This window comes from Shinella sp. HY16 (genome assembly GCF_028534175.1).
Classification (GTDB): domain Bacteria; phylum Pseudomonadota; class Alphaproteobacteria; order Rhizobiales; family Rhizobiaceae; genus Shinella.
On the sequence record NZ_JAHYXL010000002.1, the window covers coordinates 699,068 to 717,957 of the forward strand.

Annotated in this window: 17 protein-coding genes and 1 tRNA gene; 10 read left to right on the forward strand and 8 right to left on the reverse strand. The window is 63.0% G+C overall.

Features of this window, described 5'->3' with window-relative positions; all coding sequences use genetic code 11:
* Window positions 1-6 precede the first annotated feature (6 nt).
* Window positions 7-1,254 (reverse strand): ABC transporter substrate-binding protein, encoded by a 1,248-nt coding sequence (locus tag K0P03_RS23725; protein WP_023517359.1) that lies wholly within the window; start codon window positions 1,252-1,254, stop codon window positions 7-9.
* 327 nt (window positions 1,255-1,581) lie between these two features.
* Here K0P03_RS23725 and K0P03_RS23730 point away from each other — a divergent pair, with 327 nt between their 5' ends.
* Window positions 1,582-2,616, forward strand: a complete 1,035-nt coding sequence (locus K0P03_RS23730; protein ID WP_024269898.1) for a LacI family DNA-binding transcriptional regulator — start codon at window positions 1,582-1,584, stop codon at window positions 2,614-2,616.
* Between the two features lie 10 nt (window positions 2,617-2,626).
* On the opposite strand, the gene K0P03_RS23735 is transcribed toward K0P03_RS23730, so the two are convergent.
* Both K0P03_RS23735 and K0P03_RS23740 read right to left on the reverse strand, forming a co-directional pair.
* Window positions 2,627-3,562, reverse strand: a complete 936-nt coding sequence (locus tag K0P03_RS23735; RefSeq protein ID WP_023511987.1) for an alpha/beta hydrolase — start codon at window positions 3,560-3,562, stop codon at window positions 2,627-2,629.
* On the reverse strand, window positions 3,559-4,707 hold the full coding sequence (locus K0P03_RS23740) for a Gfo/Idh/MocA family protein (RefSeq protein WP_024269899.1): 1,149 nt from the start codon (window positions 4,705-4,707) through the stop codon (window positions 3,559-3,561). The genes K0P03_RS23735 and K0P03_RS23740 overlap by 4 nt, the downstream gene beginning before the upstream one ends.
* A 261-nt stretch (window positions 4,708-4,968) precedes the next feature.
* On the opposite strand from K0P03_RS23740, the gene K0P03_RS23745 reads away from it, so the two are divergent.
* Window positions 4,969-5,787 (forward strand): sugar phosphate isomerase/epimerase family protein, encoded by an 819-nt coding sequence (locus K0P03_RS23745; protein WP_023515645.1) that lies wholly within the window; start codon window positions 4,969-4,971, stop codon window positions 5,785-5,787.
* 59 nt (window positions 5,788-5,846) lie between these two features.
* Here the strand turns inward: K0P03_RS23745 and K0P03_RS23750 are convergent, their stop codons facing one another.
* Window positions 5,847-6,608, reverse strand: a complete 762-nt coding sequence (locus tag K0P03_RS23750) for a DeoR/GlpR family DNA-binding transcription regulator (RefSeq protein ID WP_024269900.1) — start codon at window positions 6,606-6,608, stop codon at window positions 5,847-5,849.
* Window positions 6,609-6,811: 203 nt separating this feature from the next.
* On the opposite strand from K0P03_RS23750, the gene K0P03_RS23755 reads away from it, so the two are divergent.
* From K0P03_RS23755 to K0P03_RS23790, 8 genes are all read left to right on the forward strand, one after another.
* Complete coding sequence (locus K0P03_RS23755) at window positions 6,812-7,612, forward strand: class I fructose-bisphosphate aldolase (protein ID WP_023514338.1); 801 nt, start codon at window positions 6,812-6,814, stop codon at window positions 7,610-7,612.
* Between the two features lie 3 nt (window positions 7,613-7,615).
* Complete coding sequence (locus K0P03_RS23760; protein WP_023514339.1) at window positions 7,616-8,545, forward strand: PfkB family carbohydrate kinase; 930 nt, start codon at window positions 7,616-7,618, stop codon at window positions 8,543-8,545.
* A gap of 326 nt (window positions 8,546-8,871) precedes the next feature.
* Complete coding sequence (locus K0P03_RS23765) at window positions 8,872-10,017, forward strand: ABC transporter ATP-binding protein (RefSeq protein ID WP_037404728.1); 1,146 nt, start codon at window positions 8,872-8,874, stop codon at window positions 10,015-10,017.
* Between the two features lie 86 nt (window positions 10,018-10,103).
* Entirely contained in the window at window positions 10,104-11,180 is a 1,077-nt protein-coding gene (locus K0P03_RS23770) for a Gfo/Idh/MocA family protein (RefSeq protein ID WP_023512740.1), read from the forward strand.
* Complete coding sequence (locus K0P03_RS23775; protein ID WP_023512739.1) at window positions 11,180-12,013, forward strand: sugar phosphate isomerase/epimerase family protein; 834 nt, start codon at window positions 11,180-11,182, stop codon at window positions 12,011-12,013. The genes K0P03_RS23770 and K0P03_RS23775 overlap by 1 nt, the downstream gene beginning before the upstream one ends.
* Window positions 12,010-12,813, forward strand: a complete 804-nt coding sequence (locus K0P03_RS23780; RefSeq protein ID WP_023512738.1) for an alpha/beta fold hydrolase — start codon at window positions 12,010-12,012, stop codon at window positions 12,811-12,813. Before K0P03_RS23775 ends, K0P03_RS23780 begins: the two co-directional genes overlap by 4 nt.
* Before the next feature lie 3 nt (window positions 12,814-12,816).
* Window positions 12,817-13,518, forward strand: coding sequence for a ribulose-phosphate 3-epimerase (locus K0P03_RS23785; RefSeq protein WP_023512737.1), 702 nt, complete (start codon window positions 12,817-12,819; stop codon window positions 13,516-13,518).
* A 14-nt stretch (window positions 13,519-13,532) separates the two neighbouring features.
* Complete coding sequence (locus tag K0P03_RS23790; protein WP_050746047.1) at window positions 13,533-14,531, forward strand: ROK family protein; 999 nt, start codon at window positions 13,533-13,535, stop codon at window positions 14,529-14,531.
* On the opposite strand, the gene K0P03_RS23795 is transcribed toward K0P03_RS23790, so the two are convergent.
* From K0P03_RS23795 to fdhE, 4 genes are all read right to left on the reverse strand, one after another.
* Window positions 14,532-14,627, reverse strand: a tRNA-Sec gene (locus tag K0P03_RS23795).
* Window positions 14,628-14,682: 55 nt separating this feature from the next.
* On the reverse strand, window positions 14,683-16,587 hold the full coding sequence (gene selB, locus K0P03_RS23800) for a selenocysteine-specific translation elongation factor (RefSeq protein ID WP_023512735.1): 1,905 nt from the start codon (window positions 16,585-16,587) through the stop codon (window positions 14,683-14,685).
* The gene (selA, locus tag K0P03_RS23805) at window positions 16,584-17,960 is read right to left on the reverse strand and encodes an L-seryl-tRNA(Sec) selenium transferase (protein WP_272790779.1); all 1,377 of its coding nucleotides are present in this window, start codon (window positions 17,958-17,960) and stop codon (window positions 16,584-16,586) included. Before selA ends, selB begins: the two co-directional genes overlap by 4 nt.
* Window positions 17,960-18,871, reverse strand: coding sequence for a formate dehydrogenase accessory protein FdhE (gene fdhE / locus K0P03_RS23810; RefSeq protein ID WP_272790780.1), 912 nt, complete (start codon window positions 18,869-18,871; stop codon window positions 17,960-17,962). Before fdhE ends, selA begins: the two co-directional genes overlap by 1 nt.
* Between the last annotated feature and the right edge of the window lie 19 nt (window positions 18,872-18,890).

Sequence of the window (18,890 nt, forward strand, 5' to 3'; positions counted from 1 at the left end):
GCCGGCTTAGAACTTGGCGAGCCAGGCCTTCTGTGTGTTTGCAGCGGCATCCTTGGCACTTTGGCCGCCATCGAACATCTTCTGCACCTCGACGTTCATGTTGCGCATCAGTTCCTCGGCGACCGGCAGGCCAACGAATTCGTTGGCCGGGTAGCCACTCTGGTAGATCTTGAAGGCTTCCGCGAAGATCGGATCGGAGGTCACGAAATCGGGCTTGGCATGAACGTTGCCCGGGAAGGCGTTGGCGATGGAGACAAGCCGCCCGTTGATCTCAGGGCTCATCAGGAATTCCACGAGCTTCCAGGCTTCTTCCTTGTGGGCGCTGCCTTCGCTGATGCCGATGCCCCAGGATGCATAGGGCATGCCGCGCTTGCCGGTATAGCCGTCGGCGGCGGGCAGGGCGGATATGCCGAAGTTCAGCTTCGGATTGCGCTCGCGGATCAGGTTCACATGGGCGAGCGTATCGACCATCATGCCGACGCGGCCGTTGACGAACTCCTCGACTTTGTCCTGTTCCTTCTTGGCAAAGATGCCGGGCGAAATCACACCGTCCTTGTTCAGCTGCTCGATGTATTCCAGCGTGCCGACGACAGCCTCGTTTTCGAGGTCCGGCTTGCCGTCCTTCATCATCGAGGCGCCGGACGACCAGACCCAGGACATGACGTCGTTCTGAATGCCGCTCGGCGACTGCAGCGAAAGCGGCAGAACCCAGCCGTACTGGTTCTTCGCGGCGTCCGTCATCTTCTTGGCGGCTTCGGCGAATTCGCTACGGGTCGAGGGCATCGTTTCGACGCCCGATGCCTTGGCGATATCCAGATTGACGAAGACGGGATAGACAAAGGACGCCAGCGGGAACATGACGCTCTTGCCATCGACCTTGACGATGTCGGCGATCTGGCTCTTGTCGTAGTTGGCCTTCTCCATCAGTTCGTCCATCGATGCGATGGCGCCCTGCTTCGAGAGGCCGTTGACCCATGCCCCGTCAAGGCCGACAACATCGCTGAGCGTGCCGGAGGCCGCGCCGACGACGATCTGGTCACGGGTCGTGGCATAGGGGCCGCTGACGAGCGTCACCTTGATGCCGGGATTCTTGGCCTCGAAATCATCCATGATGCCGCGCAGCGCGCCGGCGGGCATTTCCGGTTCCCACCACTGGATGAACTCGATGGTGGTGTCGGCAAAGGCCGACGTGGCGCAGAGGGCCCAGACCGCTGCGGCGGTCTTCAGAGTGTGGCTGAGTTTTTTGAAATCCATATCTGCCTCCCATTGGACTTTCAGGTGAGCGATCCTCTCCCAAGATCGTGACATGAGTAGCTGCCGGAACGATCCGACTGTCAACTGGGACGATTGCAAGTTGAATGATTTTATTGTCGAATGTCACATCAAGTATTTGATTTAAAGTAATAAAAAAAATTTGCGCGCGTGAATTTTTTGGTGAGGTTTCTGTTGCTTGTGATGTGTTTTTTCTTTACTTTCGTAAACAAACGAAAGTTCGTCGCTGCATCCCCATTCCCAGTGCTGGCAGCCCTTTCAGCCTGCGATGTGAGATTGTAGAGTGTCGCCCCCGCGATGAGGATTGGAATGGCTAAAAAGACTTACAGATCCATGGACGACTTTGCCGCCGCCTGCGGCGTGTCGCGGCCGACATTGTCGAAATATTTTGACGATCCGACACAGGTCAAGGAGGTGACGCGTAAGCGTATCGAGGCGGCGCTGAAGAAATCGAACTTCGAGCCGAACCTCTTCGCCAGGCATCTGAACCGCAAGCGGACGAAGAACATCGGCATCCTCGTTCCGAGCATGTCCGACCCGTTCTACGTGCAGGTGGTTTCGCTGATCGAGCTGGAGCTGCGCGCCAAGGGGTTCTGGCCCGTGCAGCTTTCTTCGCATACCCGGCCCGAACTCGAGGAGGAAGCGGTCCGCACGCTCCTTTCGCTCAAGGTTGCGGGGGCGATCGTGGCCCCGCTGGGCACGGGCTCCCGGCGTTCGGCACTTGGGCGCCTCACCGATGCGATTCCGGTCGTCTGTTTCGACAGCCCCTCGGCCTTCGATCTTCCCTTTGTGGGTAACGACAACACGCAGAGCATTGCGGCGATCGTGCAGTATCTGTGTCGCTCCGGCGAACCGCCGATTTTCCTCGACGTGCCGCATATGATGGCCAATACCAACGAGCGGACGGACAGCTACCGCGTCACGATGCAGCGCGAAGGCCACGAACCGCTCGTGATCGCGTGCGAATCGCTCCCCTCGTGGGAGTTCGAGCGACTTGGCTACGAGCAGGTGGAGCGAATGCTGGCAAGAGGCGGCCTGCCGGGAAAGACGCTGTTGTGCGCCAACGATCGCTTCGCCTTTGGCGCCATGGCGGCCGCCTTCGCCTCGGGGCTGAAGATCGGGCGGGCGGATGGGTGCGATATCCGCATTGCCGGCCACGACGACCATCCGCTCAGTCGGTACACATGCCCTTCGCTGACGACGATGGCTCAGAACGCATCCGAAATCGCGGCCAGGGCCGTCGAGCTTCTGCTGAAAAGCATCGAGGACGAGGAGGCCGACCGCAAGGTGGCACCGTCCCGCGTGATCCTCGAGGCGACCCTCGTCATGCGCGAGTCCGCCTGAGGCTCCCGCTCTACGTCCTGACGCGAGGGTCCAGGCTGCGCCAAGCCGCGAGGATCGTGTCGAGCGCTTCACGGGCCTCGGGAATGGCACGGCCCATCGAGAGAAAGCCGTGGATCTGTCCCGGCCAGGTGTGGCACCGGACGTCTGCTTCCGCTTCCAGGCGTTCCGCATAGGCGCGCCCTTCATCAAAGAGAACGTCGTGGCCGGCAAGGATGACGACGGCCGCTGCGGTGCCCTTCAGCGAGGATGCATGGAGCGGTGAGGCGCGCCAGTCCAGGCGGCTGGTTTCGTCCGGCAGATAGTGATCGCGAAACCAGTGCATGGCCTGCGTGGTGAGGCCGAAATCGGTTGCATAGCGGCGATAACTGCCGGAGGTTTGCTGCTGATCCGTTACGGGATAGATCAGCACCTGGCCGAGGATGGCTGGAGCTTGGCCGTCCCTGGCAAGGAGGGCGATGACCGCGGCGAGGTTGCCGCCGGCACTGTCGCCTGCGACGAGGATGCGGTTCGCATTGATGCCAAGAGCGGTAGCCTGCTCCTCCATCCAGGCGAGGGTGGCGGCGCAATCCTCGATGGCTGCCGGGAAGGGATGCTCCGGTGCGAGCCGGTAGTCTGGAGCGACAACAACGGCGCCGGCGTCGTTGGCGAGAGTGCGGCAGATATCCTCATGGGTTTCCGGCGCGCCGATCACCCAGCCGCCGCCATGCAGATAGAGCAGGGCGGGGGCATCGCAAGGCGCTGCGCCAAGGCCACGCCAGACCTTGATACGGATGCCCTGAATGTCGAGCTCTTCCACGCTTTCGACTGGCTCCAGCGGCCATTGTTTGCTGGCAAAACCGTCGAGATACTGTCTGCGGGCCTCTGCTGGTGTGCATTCTTCGACGGGCTTTTCCGGTTCGCCCGGCCAGGCGAGGGCCCGTTCGGCGGATGGGTCGAGCTTGGTCATGCGAGCAGGCTCCGCGCTTCGTCCTCGTGTAGCGCTTTCGGCTGCTCCGTCTTGTCGGCCACAATCTGTGCTGCGCCGATTTCGCCGGCCCGCAGGATCGCCTCCATGATTTCGAGGACGTGCAGCGCCAGGCTCCCGGAGGCGCGAGGCTTGCGCCCCTCAGTTATCGAACGGGCAAGATCCGCAAGGCCCAGCATGCGGTAATTGGCGCGGTCCGGCGCGGTGATCGGCCAGTTGACGGCCCCGAACAGGGCGTTGGCCGTATCCGTTTCCTCCCAGGGTGCGCCCTGTCGTGACACGGCGATCACCCCACCGAAATTGTCCGGATCGGGCAGGCGCAGCGAGCCCTGGGTGCCGTGCAGCTCGATCGGATGGTTGGAGTGGCGGAAAACATCCCAGGAGGTGCCGAAGGTGATGGTCGCACCGCAGGCAAATTCCAGCAGTGAGAGCACGCTGGTCGGTGTGCCGACCTTGAAAGTCGTGCCCTTCTTGGGGCCGTCGGCTGTGATGAGGCGCTCTTCCTGCCCGCTGGTTGCGATTGCCTGGACGCGGCGCACCGGCCCCAGTAGGTTGACCATCATGGTGAGGTAGTACGGGCCCATGTCCATGAGCGGGCCTGCGCCAGGCTGGTAGTAGAAGCTCGGATCCGGATGCCAATGCTCCATGCCGCGCCCCATCATGAAGGCGGTGCCGGTGACGGGCTTGCCGATGATGCCTGCTTCCATCAGGCGGCGTGCATGCCGCCCGGCAGCTCCAAGGAAGGTGTCCGGTGCTGAACCGATGACAAGCCCCTGGGTATCTGCGGTATCGACCAGTCGGCGACCTTCATCGGCCGTCACGCCCAGCGGCTTTTCGGTAAAGACATGCTTGCCCGCGGAGAGTGCGCGCATTGAAATGTCGAAATGCGCTGCGGGGATGGTCAGGTTGAGGATCAGGTCGATGTCGCTGGCTTCAAGAAGCGTGTCGACGTCGGTGACGCGCAGCCCGAATTCCTCGGCACGGTGTTGGGCGGCCTGGCTGTTGAGGTCTGCGCATGCGACGATCTCGACATCGCGAAAAAGCGGAGCGTTGCGCATGTAGGTGAGCGAGATGTTGCCGCAGCCGACAACACCGATCCTGAGTTTCTTGTCGCTCTTCTGTGTCATCTTGTAAGCCTTATCTATCTGTCATCGTTGATAAAATCTTCGTCTTTCCGTGCCACATTAAGCACTTAAAGAACAAATTAAGTTGACGCACGGTAACATTTTATCTTACGTAATGACAAGATGCCTGGGAGGCGTCACCAGTCGCCTTCATCGGGGATTTTCACGGTCGCTTCTGCATGCGGATTCGTGGTTGTCCGCCTGGAGCTGAGATTGCCTCCGTGTGTCGATGTGACGATCAACCGACAGCTCGGGACTTAGCCTATGAAGACTGCAGAACTGCAAATCGGCTGCCAGACATTTACCTGGGAGATGCTGGGGAAAGCCTGGGCCGGCGGCCCTGACGATCTGGTTCGGGCCATTGCGGCCGGCGGCTATTCGGGGATCGAGATCACCGACACCATGATCGGCGGCTATGCCGGCAAGCCTGATGCCTTCGCCCGCACACTCGCGGATGCCGGGCTGCGCCTCGTTTCTTTTGCCTTCGGTTCGTCCAGCGGCTTTACGCTGCCGGATGGGATCGCGTCCGACCTCGAAGCGGCGCGGCGCTGGGTGGATTTTGCAGCGCATTTCCCTGGTGCTCTCGTTTCCATGGGCTCGGCAACGGTGGTGTCCGAGGGTGCACGCGCGGATAAATTCTCGGTTGCAGCCGAGTGCTACAACCGCGCAAGCGAGATCGGCAGATCCGCAGGGGTGGCCGTCGCGGTTCATCCGTCCTCGCATCACAACACGCTGCTGTTTACCCGGGAGGACTATGATGCGCTCTTCGCGCTTCTCGATCCGCAGGTGGGTTGGGTGCCGGATACGGGCCATATCCTGCGTGGCGGACAGGTCATGGGTGACACGCTTGCGGCGTTCCACCCGCGCATCCGCTATGTGCACCTTAAGGACGTTGATGCCGAGGGCGACTGGGCCATGCTGGGGGCGGGCGTGTGCGATGTGCCGGCGGTGATCGAAGCCGTTCGTGCCGCGCCCCTCTTCAATGGCTGGATCGTCGTCGAGGAAGAGTCCACCGTGGCGGGCGAAGACCCTGCTTCCGCAGTCCGCATCAACCGTCAGACGTTGCGCAAACTCGGATACTAGCCGCAGGCCCGCGCCGGGCGATGCCGCTTCGGCTGCAGGCACCCCGGCCGTGAACGCTTTCAGGCGTAGCGGACTTCGACGCCGAGCTTTTCCAGGCGGTGCCGGATACCGTGCGGCATGTTGCTGTCGGTGATGATGAGATCGACGCGCGAGAGGGAGAATGCCTTCGAGGACGCACCGATGTCCCATTTGCTGGAATCGGCGACCAGAACGACGCGGCGCGCCATGCGCACAAGATTGCGTTTGGTCCGGGCGATGTCCTCGGAGACATCGACCACGTCGAAGGACGAGTCGATCGCGTGCGCGCTGACGAAGGCCTGATGCGCGACGAGGCCGCCGAGAGCCTTGTCGGAATCGGAAACGATCGTGCTGACCGTGCTCGGAAACACGCGGCCGCCGATCATGTGAACATCAAGGCCTGGGCGATACATGAGGTGCTGGGCGATGTTCATGGCGGTGGTCGCCACAACGACATTCTTTACTGGCGGCATCTGCATGGCGAGTTGGAGCAGCGTAGAGCCGCTGTCGAAGACGATCGATTGATTGTCGATGATCTGGCGCGCGGCCATCTGGGCGATGCGTCTCTTGGCGTCGAAGTTGCGCTGCATGCGCTCCTCGAAGGCAGCTGCCGGTGAATCCGCGGGCAGGGCTATGGCGCCGCCGTGGGTTTTGATGAGCAGCTTCTTCCCGTCCATAATGTCGAGGTCGGAGCGGATCGTCACTTCTGAAACATCGAACAGGTCCGCGAGCTGGCGCGTGCGAGCCTGACCAATCCGCTGAAGTTCGATCAGGATCTGCTGGCGTCTTTGTTCTGCAAGCATAGGGCTTCGCTGCCTACTCACCGGGTTTCGAATTTCGAAAGGAATTTCTCATCCTTCGCTGTAAAGCGTCGCGCACCTCGTGCCCCATTGAGGATAGCACGGGAAGAAATCGTATGAGAAGCGTTAAATGAAAGGAATCGAAAGATTGAATGTTCTTTTTCTTTCGAGTTAGGGTCAGGCCAGAAAACACGGAGGAGTTTTTCATGGGTCTCGGTACCAAAATTCGACTGTCACGCCTCTTCTCGAACGCTTCGGGCAATCTTTTTGGCGGCGCGGTTGACCACTTCGTTGGCTACGGCAATGTGCGTGAAGGTGGCCTAGCAGACCTGCCAGGCGCATTGAGCCGGGTCATGGCCGGCGGGCCTGACTATGTCAGCATCCAGCCTGGTGCCGCGCGGCATCTTTGGTCCGACTATGCGGGCAAGGCGGCTCTTGTCATCCAGGCCGGCTGCTTCACGGCCGACGACCGGATCCGCCAGCTCATCGCCACCCCGGAAGATGCTGTGCGTTACGGAGCGGATGCGCTGGCCGTTGCCATTCCCGTGCGCGGCAACACGGAAGGCGAATACATTCGCTGGTTGACCGATACGGTGAACGCTGCCGCGCGCTTTGAAATGCCGGTCATTGCCCATGTCTATCCACGCGATTTTTCCGATGGCGGCAAGATCGTTTTCACGCCGGATGAAATCGCCTACGCGGTCCGGATCGGCTACGAAACGGGCGTCGATGTGGTCAAGGTTGGCTACACCGGCGATTTCGATTCCTTCCGTGAGACCGTCGCCACCTGCCCGATCCCGATCGTTATTGCCGGCGGCCCGAAGACGGAAACGCTGCTCGGCGCGCTGCAGCAGACTTCGGATGCCCTGCGCGCTGGCGCGCGGGGTGCGGTCGTGGGGCGCAACCTCTGGGGACACGGCGATACGACAAAGGCCGCCCGTGCCTTCAAACTGGTCATTCACGATGGCTTGGCGCCGGAAGAGGCGCTCGCTGCGGCCGGCGCGTGAACCATGGCCCGCGCCTTTGACGTCATCGGCTTTGGCGCCCTGGCGGTCGACGACATCGTTTATGTCGACCGTCCCCTTTCTGCCGGCAAGGGAAAGGTGACGAAACGTGTCCGCGACCATGGCGGCAATGTCGCCACTGCGCTCGTCGCCGTCGCCCGCCTCGGGGGGCGGGCTGCTTTCGTCGGATGGCTGGGCGAACCCGCGCAGGATATTGGCGGGCGCGAACTGGAGCGCGAGGGCGTCGACACCGCTTGCGCGCCTCGCCATGCCGATGCGGCTCCCATCCGGTCCATCATCACCGTCGGGCCGGATGGTGATCGCTTCATCGCCTATGATGACGATGTGTTGCACGGCACGGCACCAGATTTGCCGGACGTCGTGTTCAGCAAGGCACCGGTTCTCCTCATCGATGGCTACGCCATCCATTCGGAGGCCGCTGTCGTGCGGGCGCACGCGCTTGGCCTTTCCATCGTCGCCGATATCGAGTGGACCGCCGGCTCTGCAAGCGACCGAATCCTGTCGCTTGCCGATCATCTCGTGCTGCCGATCGCCTTTGCCAGGTCCCATCTGGAACAGGATGATCCGCGGGCACTCCTGGAGGCGCTTTGGTCGCCGGATCGAGCGGCGGTGGTTCTCACCGATGGCGACCGTGGCAGCTATGTCCGGCAGCGGGGCGATCCGGTCTCTTGGCACCTCCCGGCCTATATGGTCCGGGCCGTGGATACGACCGGCGCAGGAGATTGTTTCCATGGCGCCTACGCGCTGGCGCTGGCCGAGGGCGGCCGCCCACTTGATTGCGCGGCTTTTGCGGCCGCCGCAGCGGCCATATCGGTGACGGCGCATGGCGGTCGCCTGGGGCTGCCGGATAGGGCCGCATGTCTATCCTGGATGGCCGGGGCACACGCGCCCGTCCCTGTTCCCCTACGCAGTTAGACCCCTCCCGTCCTCAACGTGATATCCCAGCCGCCGGTGCGCTGAAGCGCGCCGGCATATGCATGATGCTGCGCGCTCGGCATCAAGTGCATGCCTTAGATAAAAAATTACGCGCGTTAAAAAATAAAATATCACGCATATCATTTTTCGAACTAAAAAACATGTTTGTTATCAATGTGATGAGCTTGTTTCTTATTCTTGTCGTGGCTTTCAGGTGTATTTTTTCACCTTGACTTTGTTGGTCACTCCTGAGCCTTCTGTCGAAAATCGATAGCAGCGGTGGAGGCTGCCGGTCGGTGTTCGGGACAGTGCAGGGAGGATGCGACGTGGCTGAGGTTGTGCTGGACAGGATCTGCAAGACCTATGGAAACAACTATCATGCGATCAAGGATTTGAGCCTGACGATCCACGATGGTGAGTTTCTGATCCTCGTGGGGCCATCGGGTTGCGGAAAATCGACGGCCCTGCGGATGATCGCCGGCCTTGAGGAAATCACGAGCGGCACGCTGAGCATCGGTGACCAGGACGTGGCAGACCTGCCGCCGAAAGACCGCGACATTGCCATGGTGTTCCAGAGCTACGCTCTCTATCCGCACATGACCGTTTTCGACAACATCGCCTTTTCGATGAAGCTGGCGGGGAAGAGCAAGGCGGAGCGCGCCAAACGGGTAAACGAGATCGCCAAAATCCTGCAGCTCGAAACGCTGCTGCAGAACAAGCCGGCGCAGCTCTCCGGCGGTCAACGCCAGCGCGTGGCGATGGGTCGGGCGATGGTGCGCGAACCTGCGGCCTTCCTGATGGATGAGCCCCTGTCCAATCTCGATGCAAAGCTGCGTGTCCAGATGCGCGCCGAGATCGCCAGCCTGCAGCGCCAGCTGGGCGTGACGACCATCTATGTCACCCACGACCAGACGGAGGCGATGACCATGGGCGACCGCGTCGCGGTGTTGAAGAGTGGCGTGTTGCAGCAGGTGGATACGCCAAGGGCACTCTATCACAAGCCGGTCAACGCGTTCGTTGCGGGGTTCATCGGCTCGCCTTCAATGAACCTGTTCGAGGGGCGCCTGGAAGGTGGATCGATCCGGCTCCCGGGCTTTTCGATCCCGTTGCCGGCAAGTGTCCGCGAGCGTGTTCCCGGTCTTGCGGCTTTCGACGGCAAGCCTGTCGTTTTTGGAATCCGTCCTGAAGATCTCCATGACAGCCGCCTGCCGTCGGGCGCGGCCTATCCGACCATCCCGGCATTGGTCAGAACGACCGAGGAGCTTGGTTCCGAGCTGATCGTGCACCTGAAAGTCGAGGCGGCCCGTGTCGATTCCGGTGATCCGGATGCCGTCGAGGATCTGAGCGGCGCGGCCAACACGGTGGCACGGTTTGCGGCCACCAGCATGGTCAAGGCCGGAGAGCAGATCGATCTCGCTATCGACCCGGCAAAGCTGCACTTCTTCGATGTGCAGACCCATGCGGCTCTCTAGGTGCCAGATCCGGGCTTGGCTGCCGTGATCTCCGGGACACCAGGCTCGACGTCCGCGGCGAACGATGAAACTTGAAGGGGGCAGCAATGCCAGCAAAACAGGAACGGCGCCTTCGCGTGGGCGTACTCGGCGCGGGGCAGATCGCCCAGGCCGCCCACTTCGAAAGCTGCACCAAGGCGGCCAACGCCGATCTCTATGCGATCTGCGATGTCGCCGATGATCTTCGCGAGCGCATGGCGATCACCCACGGCGCTGAGAAGACCTACAACGACTATGATGCGATGCTTGCGGATCCGGATCTCGATGCCGTGATCATCGCGACCGCCGATGCATTCCACGTTCCGGCGTCGCTGCGTGCGCTCGAAGCCGGCAAGCATGTGCTCTGCGAGAAGCCGGTCGGTGTGACGGTCGAGGAATGCCTCACGCTCAAGGCGGCCGTCGAAAAATACGGCAGGGTGTTTCAGGTCGGGCACATGAAGCGTTTCGATGCCGGCCTGCAGGCGGCAAAGTCCTTCATTGCCGATGAGATGGGCGAGATGGTTGCGCTCAAGGCCTGGTACTGCGACAGCACCCACCGCTATCCGATGACCGATGCCGTGCAGCCGCTGATCGTCACCAGCGCCAATGCGAAGAGGCCTTCGGCCAACCCGAAGGCCGACTTGCGCCGCTACTACATGCTGGCACACGGCTGCCATCTGATCGACACAGCGCGCTATTTCGCCGGCGACATCGTTTCGGTCCAGGCGCGGCTTTCCGAGCGGGCAGGCATCTGGTGCTGGTTCGTGGATGTGGAATTCGCTTCCGGCACGCTTGGCCACCTTGATCTGACGGTCCAGGTCCGCATGGACTGGCATGAGGGCTTCCAGATCTATGGCAGGAACGGGAGCGTCCTCGGCAAAACCTATAACCCCTGGTACTACAAGACGAGCGAGGTCGACATCTTCCGCGAGGCTGACGGCGCAACCCATCGCGTCCTTGGTGCGGATGGCCATTTCTATCGTCGTCAGGTCGAAGGTTTTGCCCGCACCATCCTCGATGGCTCTCCGATGGAAGGTGCCGATATCGATGACGGTCTTGCCTCCGTCCGCGCCATGGTCGCCATCGCCCGCTCAGTCGAAAGCGGCAGGGCGGTCAGGCTCTCCGATGTGACGGGTGGTGTCTGATGAAACTTGGGATCTTTGCCAAGACGTTTGAAGGCGCGCAGCCCAGGGCGGTGCTCGATGCGGCAGCTGCGGCCGGCTTTGCCTCGGCGCAATACAACATGGCCTGCTCGGGTCTCGCCTCCATGCCGGATTCGATCGATGAGGGAGAGGCGGGTGCGGTCGCCGCTGCGGCGAAAGACGCCGGCATCGAAATCGCCGCCGTCTCCGGCACCTACAACATGATCCATCCAGACCGGGTCGTACGTGAGGCGGGCCACCGCCGGCTTGCCGTGCTGGCGGCGTGCAGCCGTGCGATGTCCACGCGCCTGATCACGCTCTGCACCGGCACGCGCGATCCGCTCGACCAATGGAAGGCACACCCGGACAACGACACACCGGAAGCCTGGCGGGACCTGGTGGAGGCCATGGAAACGGCAATCGATATCGCCGACCGCCATGACATCGATCTCGGCATCGAGCCGGAACTGGCCAATGTGATCAATTCGGCGGAAAAGGCCCGCCGGCTGATCGACGAGATGCAGAGCCCGCGCCTCAAGATCGTGCTCGATCCCGCCAATCTCTTCGAACGAGCAGCGCTCGATGCGCAGCGCGCGACCATCTCAGCCGCCATCGATCTTCTCGCCGACCGCATCGTCATGGCCCATGCCAAGGACAGGAACGCGGACGGCAGCTTTGCGACGGCCGGCAAGGGTGTGCTCGACTATACGCACTATCTCGATGGACTGAAGGCGATTGGTTTTGCCGGCGGCCTGATCACCCACGGGCTAACCGCGGCCGAAGCCGAGGGTGTTGCCCGTTTCCTGTCGGAAAAGCTCTCCGGGGCGCGGCGATGAGTGCTGCATTCGAGGCAAGCGATGGCACGCGGCTGAATGTCGATACGGCAGGAGAGGGCATACCGGTCGTCTTCCTGCACGGTCTCTGCGGCGATTCGGGCCAGACCGCGGAGGTGTTTCCGACTGATACCGGATTTCGCCGCATCACCATCGAGGCCCGCGGCCATGGCCGCTCGCAAGCCGGAGCCTTCGGCAAGCTTTCGATCTCGACCTTCGCAGATGATGTCGCCGACTATATCGAGTCCGCCCTGGAGGCGCCGGTTGTCGTCAGCGGCATCTCTATGGGAGCTGCGATTTCTCTTCGCCTTGCGGTGCGACGGCCGGAACTCGTCCGTGCGCTTGTCCTTGCCCGACCTGCCTGGCGAACGGCCGCGGCGCCGGAGAACATGGCGCCGAATGCCGAAGTTGGCCATCTGCTCGCGCATTTACCGTCCCCGGCCGCAAAAGCTGCTTTCTTGGCAGGATCGACCGGCCGGCGTCTTGCCGCTGAAGCGCCGGACAACCTGGCCTCCCTCACCGGTTTCTTCTCGCGCGAACCTGTGGAGGTCACCGGCGCGCTTCTGACCGCCATTGCGAAGGACGGCCCAGGCGTGACGGAGGCAGATCTTGGCGGCATTGCCGCGCCGACCCTCGTCATCGGTCATGAACGGGATCTCATTCATCCCATTGCCTATGCGCGTGCGCTGGCGGAACAAATCCGCACGGCACGCTTCATTCAAATCACGCCAAAGGCGGAGGACAAGGTGCAGTACGTCGCCGATTTCCGCCGTGCCATGGCTGTCTTCCTGAAGGATCTCTGACGTATGAACATCACCGCCAGAAACTGGATCGCCGACCTTCCCAAGGATCGTCTGATTGCCGAATTCTCCGTCTGGTCAGCCGATCTTATGCGGCTGGCCGATGATCTCGCCCGCGTCGAGCCCCATGTCGATATCCTGCACATCGACGTCGCCGACGGCCATTTTGCGCCGGCGATGCTGTTCTTTCCCGATCTGGTGGCGGGTGTTCGCAAGGTTTCCGGGCGGCCGATCCACGTTCATCTCATGGTCTCCGACGACATCCTCCTCTCGCAGATCGAGCAATTCGCCGATGCAGGCAGTGATCTCATCAGCCTTCACGTCGAAAACGAACGTGTCGCAGACGCAGCCCTCGACCTGCTTGAACGCCGCGGCATCGCTGCCGGTATGGTGCTGCGGGTGGAAACTCCCGTCGAGCGCATCCGCCGCTACGCTGCTCGGCTGCAGTTCATCACACTGCTTGGAACTGCAATCGGTGTGAAAGGGCAGGGCCTTGATGAGCGTGCGGGCGCACGCCTGCAGGAGGCAAAAGGCATCATCGCCGCGTGCGGGGCGGAGCATCGCATCGTGCTTGCGGCCGATGGCGGTATCCGAGAGCACACCGTGCCGATTTTGCGTGGGGCAGGTGCGCAGACGGTCGTACTCGGTTCGCTTGCCTTTAATGCGCCTTCGCTCGAGGAGCGCATGGCGTGGCTTCATTCCCTCTGAAGGTGCATCCGACCATGCATGAGATCGCCATCGGCATCGATCTTGGAGGCACGCAGGTTCGCGCCGCGCTCGTCGGCGCGCGGGGAGAGGTCATCGCGCGCGCCGAGGAGCGGACGGATGCAATGGCCGGGCCGGATCGTGTGCTTGACCAGATCGGAGCGCTTGCCGATGGTCTGACCGCTGATGTGGGGACCGCCAGGGTGGTTGGCATCGGTATCTCGACGCCGGGGCCGATCGACACGATCTCGGGCATAGCGCGGGATATCCCGACGCTTGCCGGATTTGCCGATTTTCCTCTGAAGGCTGAGTTGCAGAAGCGGTTCGGCGTTCGCGTCAGCCTCGAAAACGACGGCATTGCCGCCGCCATTGGTGAATGGCAGTTCGGCGCAGGCAGGGGGCTGGAAAACCTTGTCTATGTTACGGTCAGCACGGGCCTTGGCGGCGGCGTGATTGCTGATGGGCGCGTGCTGCGCGGCCGCAAGGGGATGGCAGGGCATATCGGTCACATGTCCGTCATGCCGGATGGCGCGCTCTGCCTTTGCGGCAACCGGGGATGCTTCGAGGCCTACGGATCCGGTACGGCCTTCACGCGGCGCGCGCGGGACCGGGCTTTTGCGTGCACGGAAACCCGTTTGGGGGCTGAGGGCGCCGCCATCGACAGTCGCGCCGTGTTCGCCGCCGCCAGATCCGGGGACGCCCTGGCAAATACATTGATCGACGAGGAGGCGGAAATCCTCGGCCGGGGTTTCACGAGCCTCCTGCACATCTTCAGCCCTGATGTCATCATCATGGGCGGCGGTCTCTCGCACGAATTCGAGCGTTTGCATCCCGGCATCCAGCGCTACATCGCCGAATGGGCTATGCCCGCCTTCAAGGATGTGCGCGTGGTGTGCGCTGCCCTCGGCCAGAATTCCGGGCTTATCGGCGCGGCCGCCCTGGCATTCCTTGCGGCAGACATGCAAAATGACAGGCAACTCTCTTCTTCACAAGCGGCCAAGTCCTTCCCCATGTGATGGCGGAGGGGAGTGGGGGTCGAACCCACCCGGGACAGGCTCGCTGCCCCAACCGGATTTGAAGTCCGGCCGTCCCACCGGAGACGATTCCCTTCCTGAAGCCGTGCCTGCAAGGGCAAAGCGGCTTTGCCGGACCGACGGATTGCAGAACCTAGAGATCGAACAGGTCGCTGCGATGAGGATTTATGCGGCGCAAGTCGCCTTTGCGCAAGGTCAGGCCGAGACGGTCGAAGAAGTCGAGGATCTCGATGGCGACCTTGCGGCCGTTATGAACCCTGTCGCGAAAGGCGGGCGCGGTGAACCAGCCGTCCTCAGCCTGTGCGGCGACACCATGCACGATCGCTGCCATCTCCTTTACAACCTCACGGGCGAAGAAATGGTCATGGGCAATCTGGTCTGTCCGTCCAAGCTTCTGCGTGAGTTTCAACATGCGCCGCACCGCACGCTCGTCCATGCCGAAGCTTTCTGCGAAATCGCGTACACGCGGCGGCCGGAAGCGGCCTTCACCCAACAGATGCGGTTTGACACGGTCCCAGAGACCTTCATCTGCGGCTGAGAGCCGCGCCGCGTGCCCGGGCAGGCGCAGGAACGCGCCATCGAGAACCACGCAACCCGCCGCTGCCTCCGTTTTCAGAAAGGTGAGGAACGTGTCCTTGGGCAGGCGGAGAGGAAGGGCGAGGCGCAATCTCTCGCGGCCGATCCCGGCGAGGTCGGGATTGTCCGCATGGAACGCCGCCAGATGTTCGACAAGATCGGCCTGCAGGCGGCCGAGGGCTTTCGAGGAAAGGGCAAAGGCTCCGACCGTTTCGGCGTTCGCGGCGTCGAGGATGCCGGGCTGGGCGCTTTCCGCAAGGCCGCGGTCGCGGAGAAAGACGGCAAGATCGACCGGAGCTATGGCGGCGAGCCCGGAAAGAGCCACGGCAGGTTCGGTGCTGCGGGCGGCGGAGAGGCAAGCCAATCGCTCCGGCGTGCCGCGCTTGCGGGCCGGTGGGCGGAGGTCGAGGAATCGGCCGCCGCCGATCGTGCGGCTGGCGGAGGTGTCGCGCAGGATGAATCGGTCGCCGATGGCTGCCGCGACCGGGCGATCGAGAACCAGTTGCACAAAGCCCTCGCCGCCGGGCGAAACCGGGCCGTCGAGCGGCACGACCCGCGCGCCGACCTCCGCTGCGTGGCTGTGCAGCCGGGCTGGAAACCATGTTCCGATGGCCTTGGTCTCCGATGCCAGCACGCAAAGCACTGCATCGATCCGGTCCGAGGGTGCATGAAGAGGCGGGGAAAGCACGATGTCACCACGTCGGAGAGCATCCTTTGTCACCCGATCACCGGCAAGGTTCAGTGCGCAGCGCTGGCCGGCAAGCCCTTCGGTAGCCTTGCGGTTCTGCGCGTGGATGCCGCGCACGCGGGCCGTCAGGCCGGAGGGGCTGACGGTAACGACGTCGTCCAGTCTCACCTGCCCGGACAGCATCATCCCCGTGACCACTGTTCCTGCGCCTGGCAGTGTGAAACTTCGATCGACGGAAAAACGCAGAAGGCCGGCGTGGTCGCGTGCCGTGCTTTCCGATTCGGCTTCGGCGAGCGCGCTGCGCAGGGCTGGGATGCCTTCGCCGCTCTGCGCGGAAACCGGGATGATCGGGGCTGTGCCAAGTCCGGTGCCCGCAAGGGTCGTGCGGATCCTCGCCGTCACCTCGGTTCGGCGCTGCGGGTCAACAAGGTCGATCTTGGTGAGGGCAACGACACCCCTGGTTATCCCGAGCAGGTCGAGGACCGCGAGATGCTCGCACGTCTGTGGCATGATGCCGTCGTTTGCGGCGACGACCAACAGTGCGAAGTCGATACCACCGGCGCCGGCAAGCATGGTGTGGAGCAAGCGTTCATGGCCGGGAACGTCAACGAAGCCGGTAATCGTGCCGCCGCCGAGATCGGCATACGCAAAGCCGAGGTCGATGGTGATGCCACGGGCTTTCTCCTCGGCAAGGCGATCGGGGTCCGTGCCGGTCAGCGCCTTGATGAGCGCGGTCTTGCCATGGTCGATATGCCCTGCCGTCCCGACAATCATAGGGCTGCAAGCGCCTCCAGCAGATCGTCGTCGCGCTCAAGGCAGCGCAGATCGAGGATCAGCGCACCGTCGCGGATATGGCCGATGATAGGGGTAGGGAGGACGCGCAACCGGGCGGAAAGACGGTCGGGCGCATCGCCACCGGCACCCGTCAGCCGGAGACCGGCGCTTGCGATCGTGTCGACCGGCAGGGCACCGGACCCGACCTGGCTTCTGCAGGAACAGTGGGTCGCGGAAAAACCGTACGGGGCAAGCAGCGTAGCGACCGCAGGCGCGAGGCGGTTGGCCTGCGCTGCAATCTCAGCCTCCGGGCGGGCGAGGAAGCGAAGGGTCGGCAGGCGCTCGCCGAGGCGGTCGGGGTCGCGGTAGAGTTTCAGCGTTGCCTCAAGTGCGGCGATACGGATTTTGTCCAGCCGTACGGCGCGCTTCAACGGGTTGCGGTTGATCGCGGCGACGAGATCGCGCCTGCCGACAATGAAGCCGGCCTGCGGCCCCCCGAGCAGCTTGTCGCCGGAGAAGGTGACGAGGTCTGCACCCTCGGCGACTGCTTCTGCGACCGTCGGCTCGCGCCGCAGACCGAACGCAGAGAGGTCGACGAGCGAGCCCGAGCCAAGGTCGTTCAGCAGCGGCACGCCAGCCTTTCCGGCAATGCCCGCCAGTTTCGGTGCGGGCACTTCGGCCGTGAAGCCCTCAATACGGTAGTTTGAGGTGTGGACCTTCAGGATGATGCCGGTTTCAGGGCGGATCGCCTCTTCGTAGTCGCGCGGGTGGGTGCGGTTGGTGGTGCCGATCTCGACCAGTCGGGCTCCGGCGCGGGCCATAATGTCGGGCATGCGGAAGGCGCCGCCGATCTCGATCAGCTCGCCGCGTGAAACGATGGCCTCGCGCCCGGCTGCGAAGGTGTTGAGCGTGATCAGCACCGCGGCGGCATTGTTGTTGACGATAGTGGCGTCTTCCGCGCCGGAAAGCTCCCTGAGAAGTCCGCGCAGATGATCATCACGCTGTCCGCGCCCACCGCCGGTAAGGTCGAACTCCAGCGCCAGCGGGTGGGCCATGGCAGTCGTCGCAGCCCGGATCGCGTCATCGGCGAGGATTGCGCGGCCGAGATTGGTGTTCAGCACCGTGCCCGTGAGGTTCAGCACCGGGCGCAGGGTGGAGCGCGCTGCAGCCACGAGATCCCCGGCGACCCGACCCGGCAGATCGGCAGCAAGGGTCGCGCCATCCGCGCCGCCGCGGATCTTCTCCCTGGCGATTTCAAGCCGCGCGCGGATCGCGGTGACAACGGCAAGCCGACCGTACGCTTCGGCCAGTGCCAGTCCCTCTGTCGACGTGAGTATCTGGTCTACGGAGGGAAGCGCGCGAAATCCCTGCATCAATAGCCTGCCAGATAGGGGTTGAAGCCGCCGCGGCGGAAATCGGTCTCCTTCATCAGGATATCGAGGCCCAGACTGCCGACATCATCGGCAACGGGATCGAGGCTGGGGTTCTTCGTCGTATAGAAGATCTTGATCCAGGAATGGCATTCCTTGCAGGTCTCGGCCTTCACCGTGGCCTCCGTGGTCTCGACCGAACGATAGCTGATCCCCTTTGTCGAACCGCAGCAAAGGCATTTCACCCTGACTTCATTCCAGCAGGTGGCGCAGCAGGCGCAGGCGGCGTAGCGCACATTCTCGATGCCCTGTGTGCCCATGACCGATGTGGTGGCGGGGCGTCCGCCGCAGGCGGGACAGAGACCGGTTCCGACAGGGACCAGTGCGCCGGCATCAAGCGTAGCGGCGAGCCTTGCCAGGTGAACCTGCACCGCAGCGGCGGCGAAGAGATGCGGAGCGGCGCTGTCGTCAGGAATCCGGTCCGACAGGATGTTTGACAGGAGCCAGATGCGGTCCGCCGGCTCGGTTGCGCGCACGGCATCAAGCGCCAGGCGGGCGGGGTCGGGCATGGAGAGCCCGGCGGCCCCTTCGACAAAGGCGTCCAGCGTGACCCCGAGGGCGGGATCGGCGGAGATCCTCAGCCGGTCGATGGGTGGCATGGCGCTGCGGGAGGCCTCGGTGATGCGCATCGGCGCGATGGCGGTCACCGGCGGCAGTGTTGCGGCAAGCCGGGCCTGCAGACGCGAGAGTTCGGCGAGGAACGCAAGGTAAGGCGCCAAAGGATTGCTTTCAGCGAGGAAGGCGAAGCGGCGAGCGCGTGTCTGGAAGAGCTTCACCGGCTCGGGCAGGAAGGCGAGCGGAGGTTTGGGCACGCCGCCGATGAGCGTGGGATCGGGCTCTAGGTTCTGCGCCATGAAGCCTCCGGCGATGCTT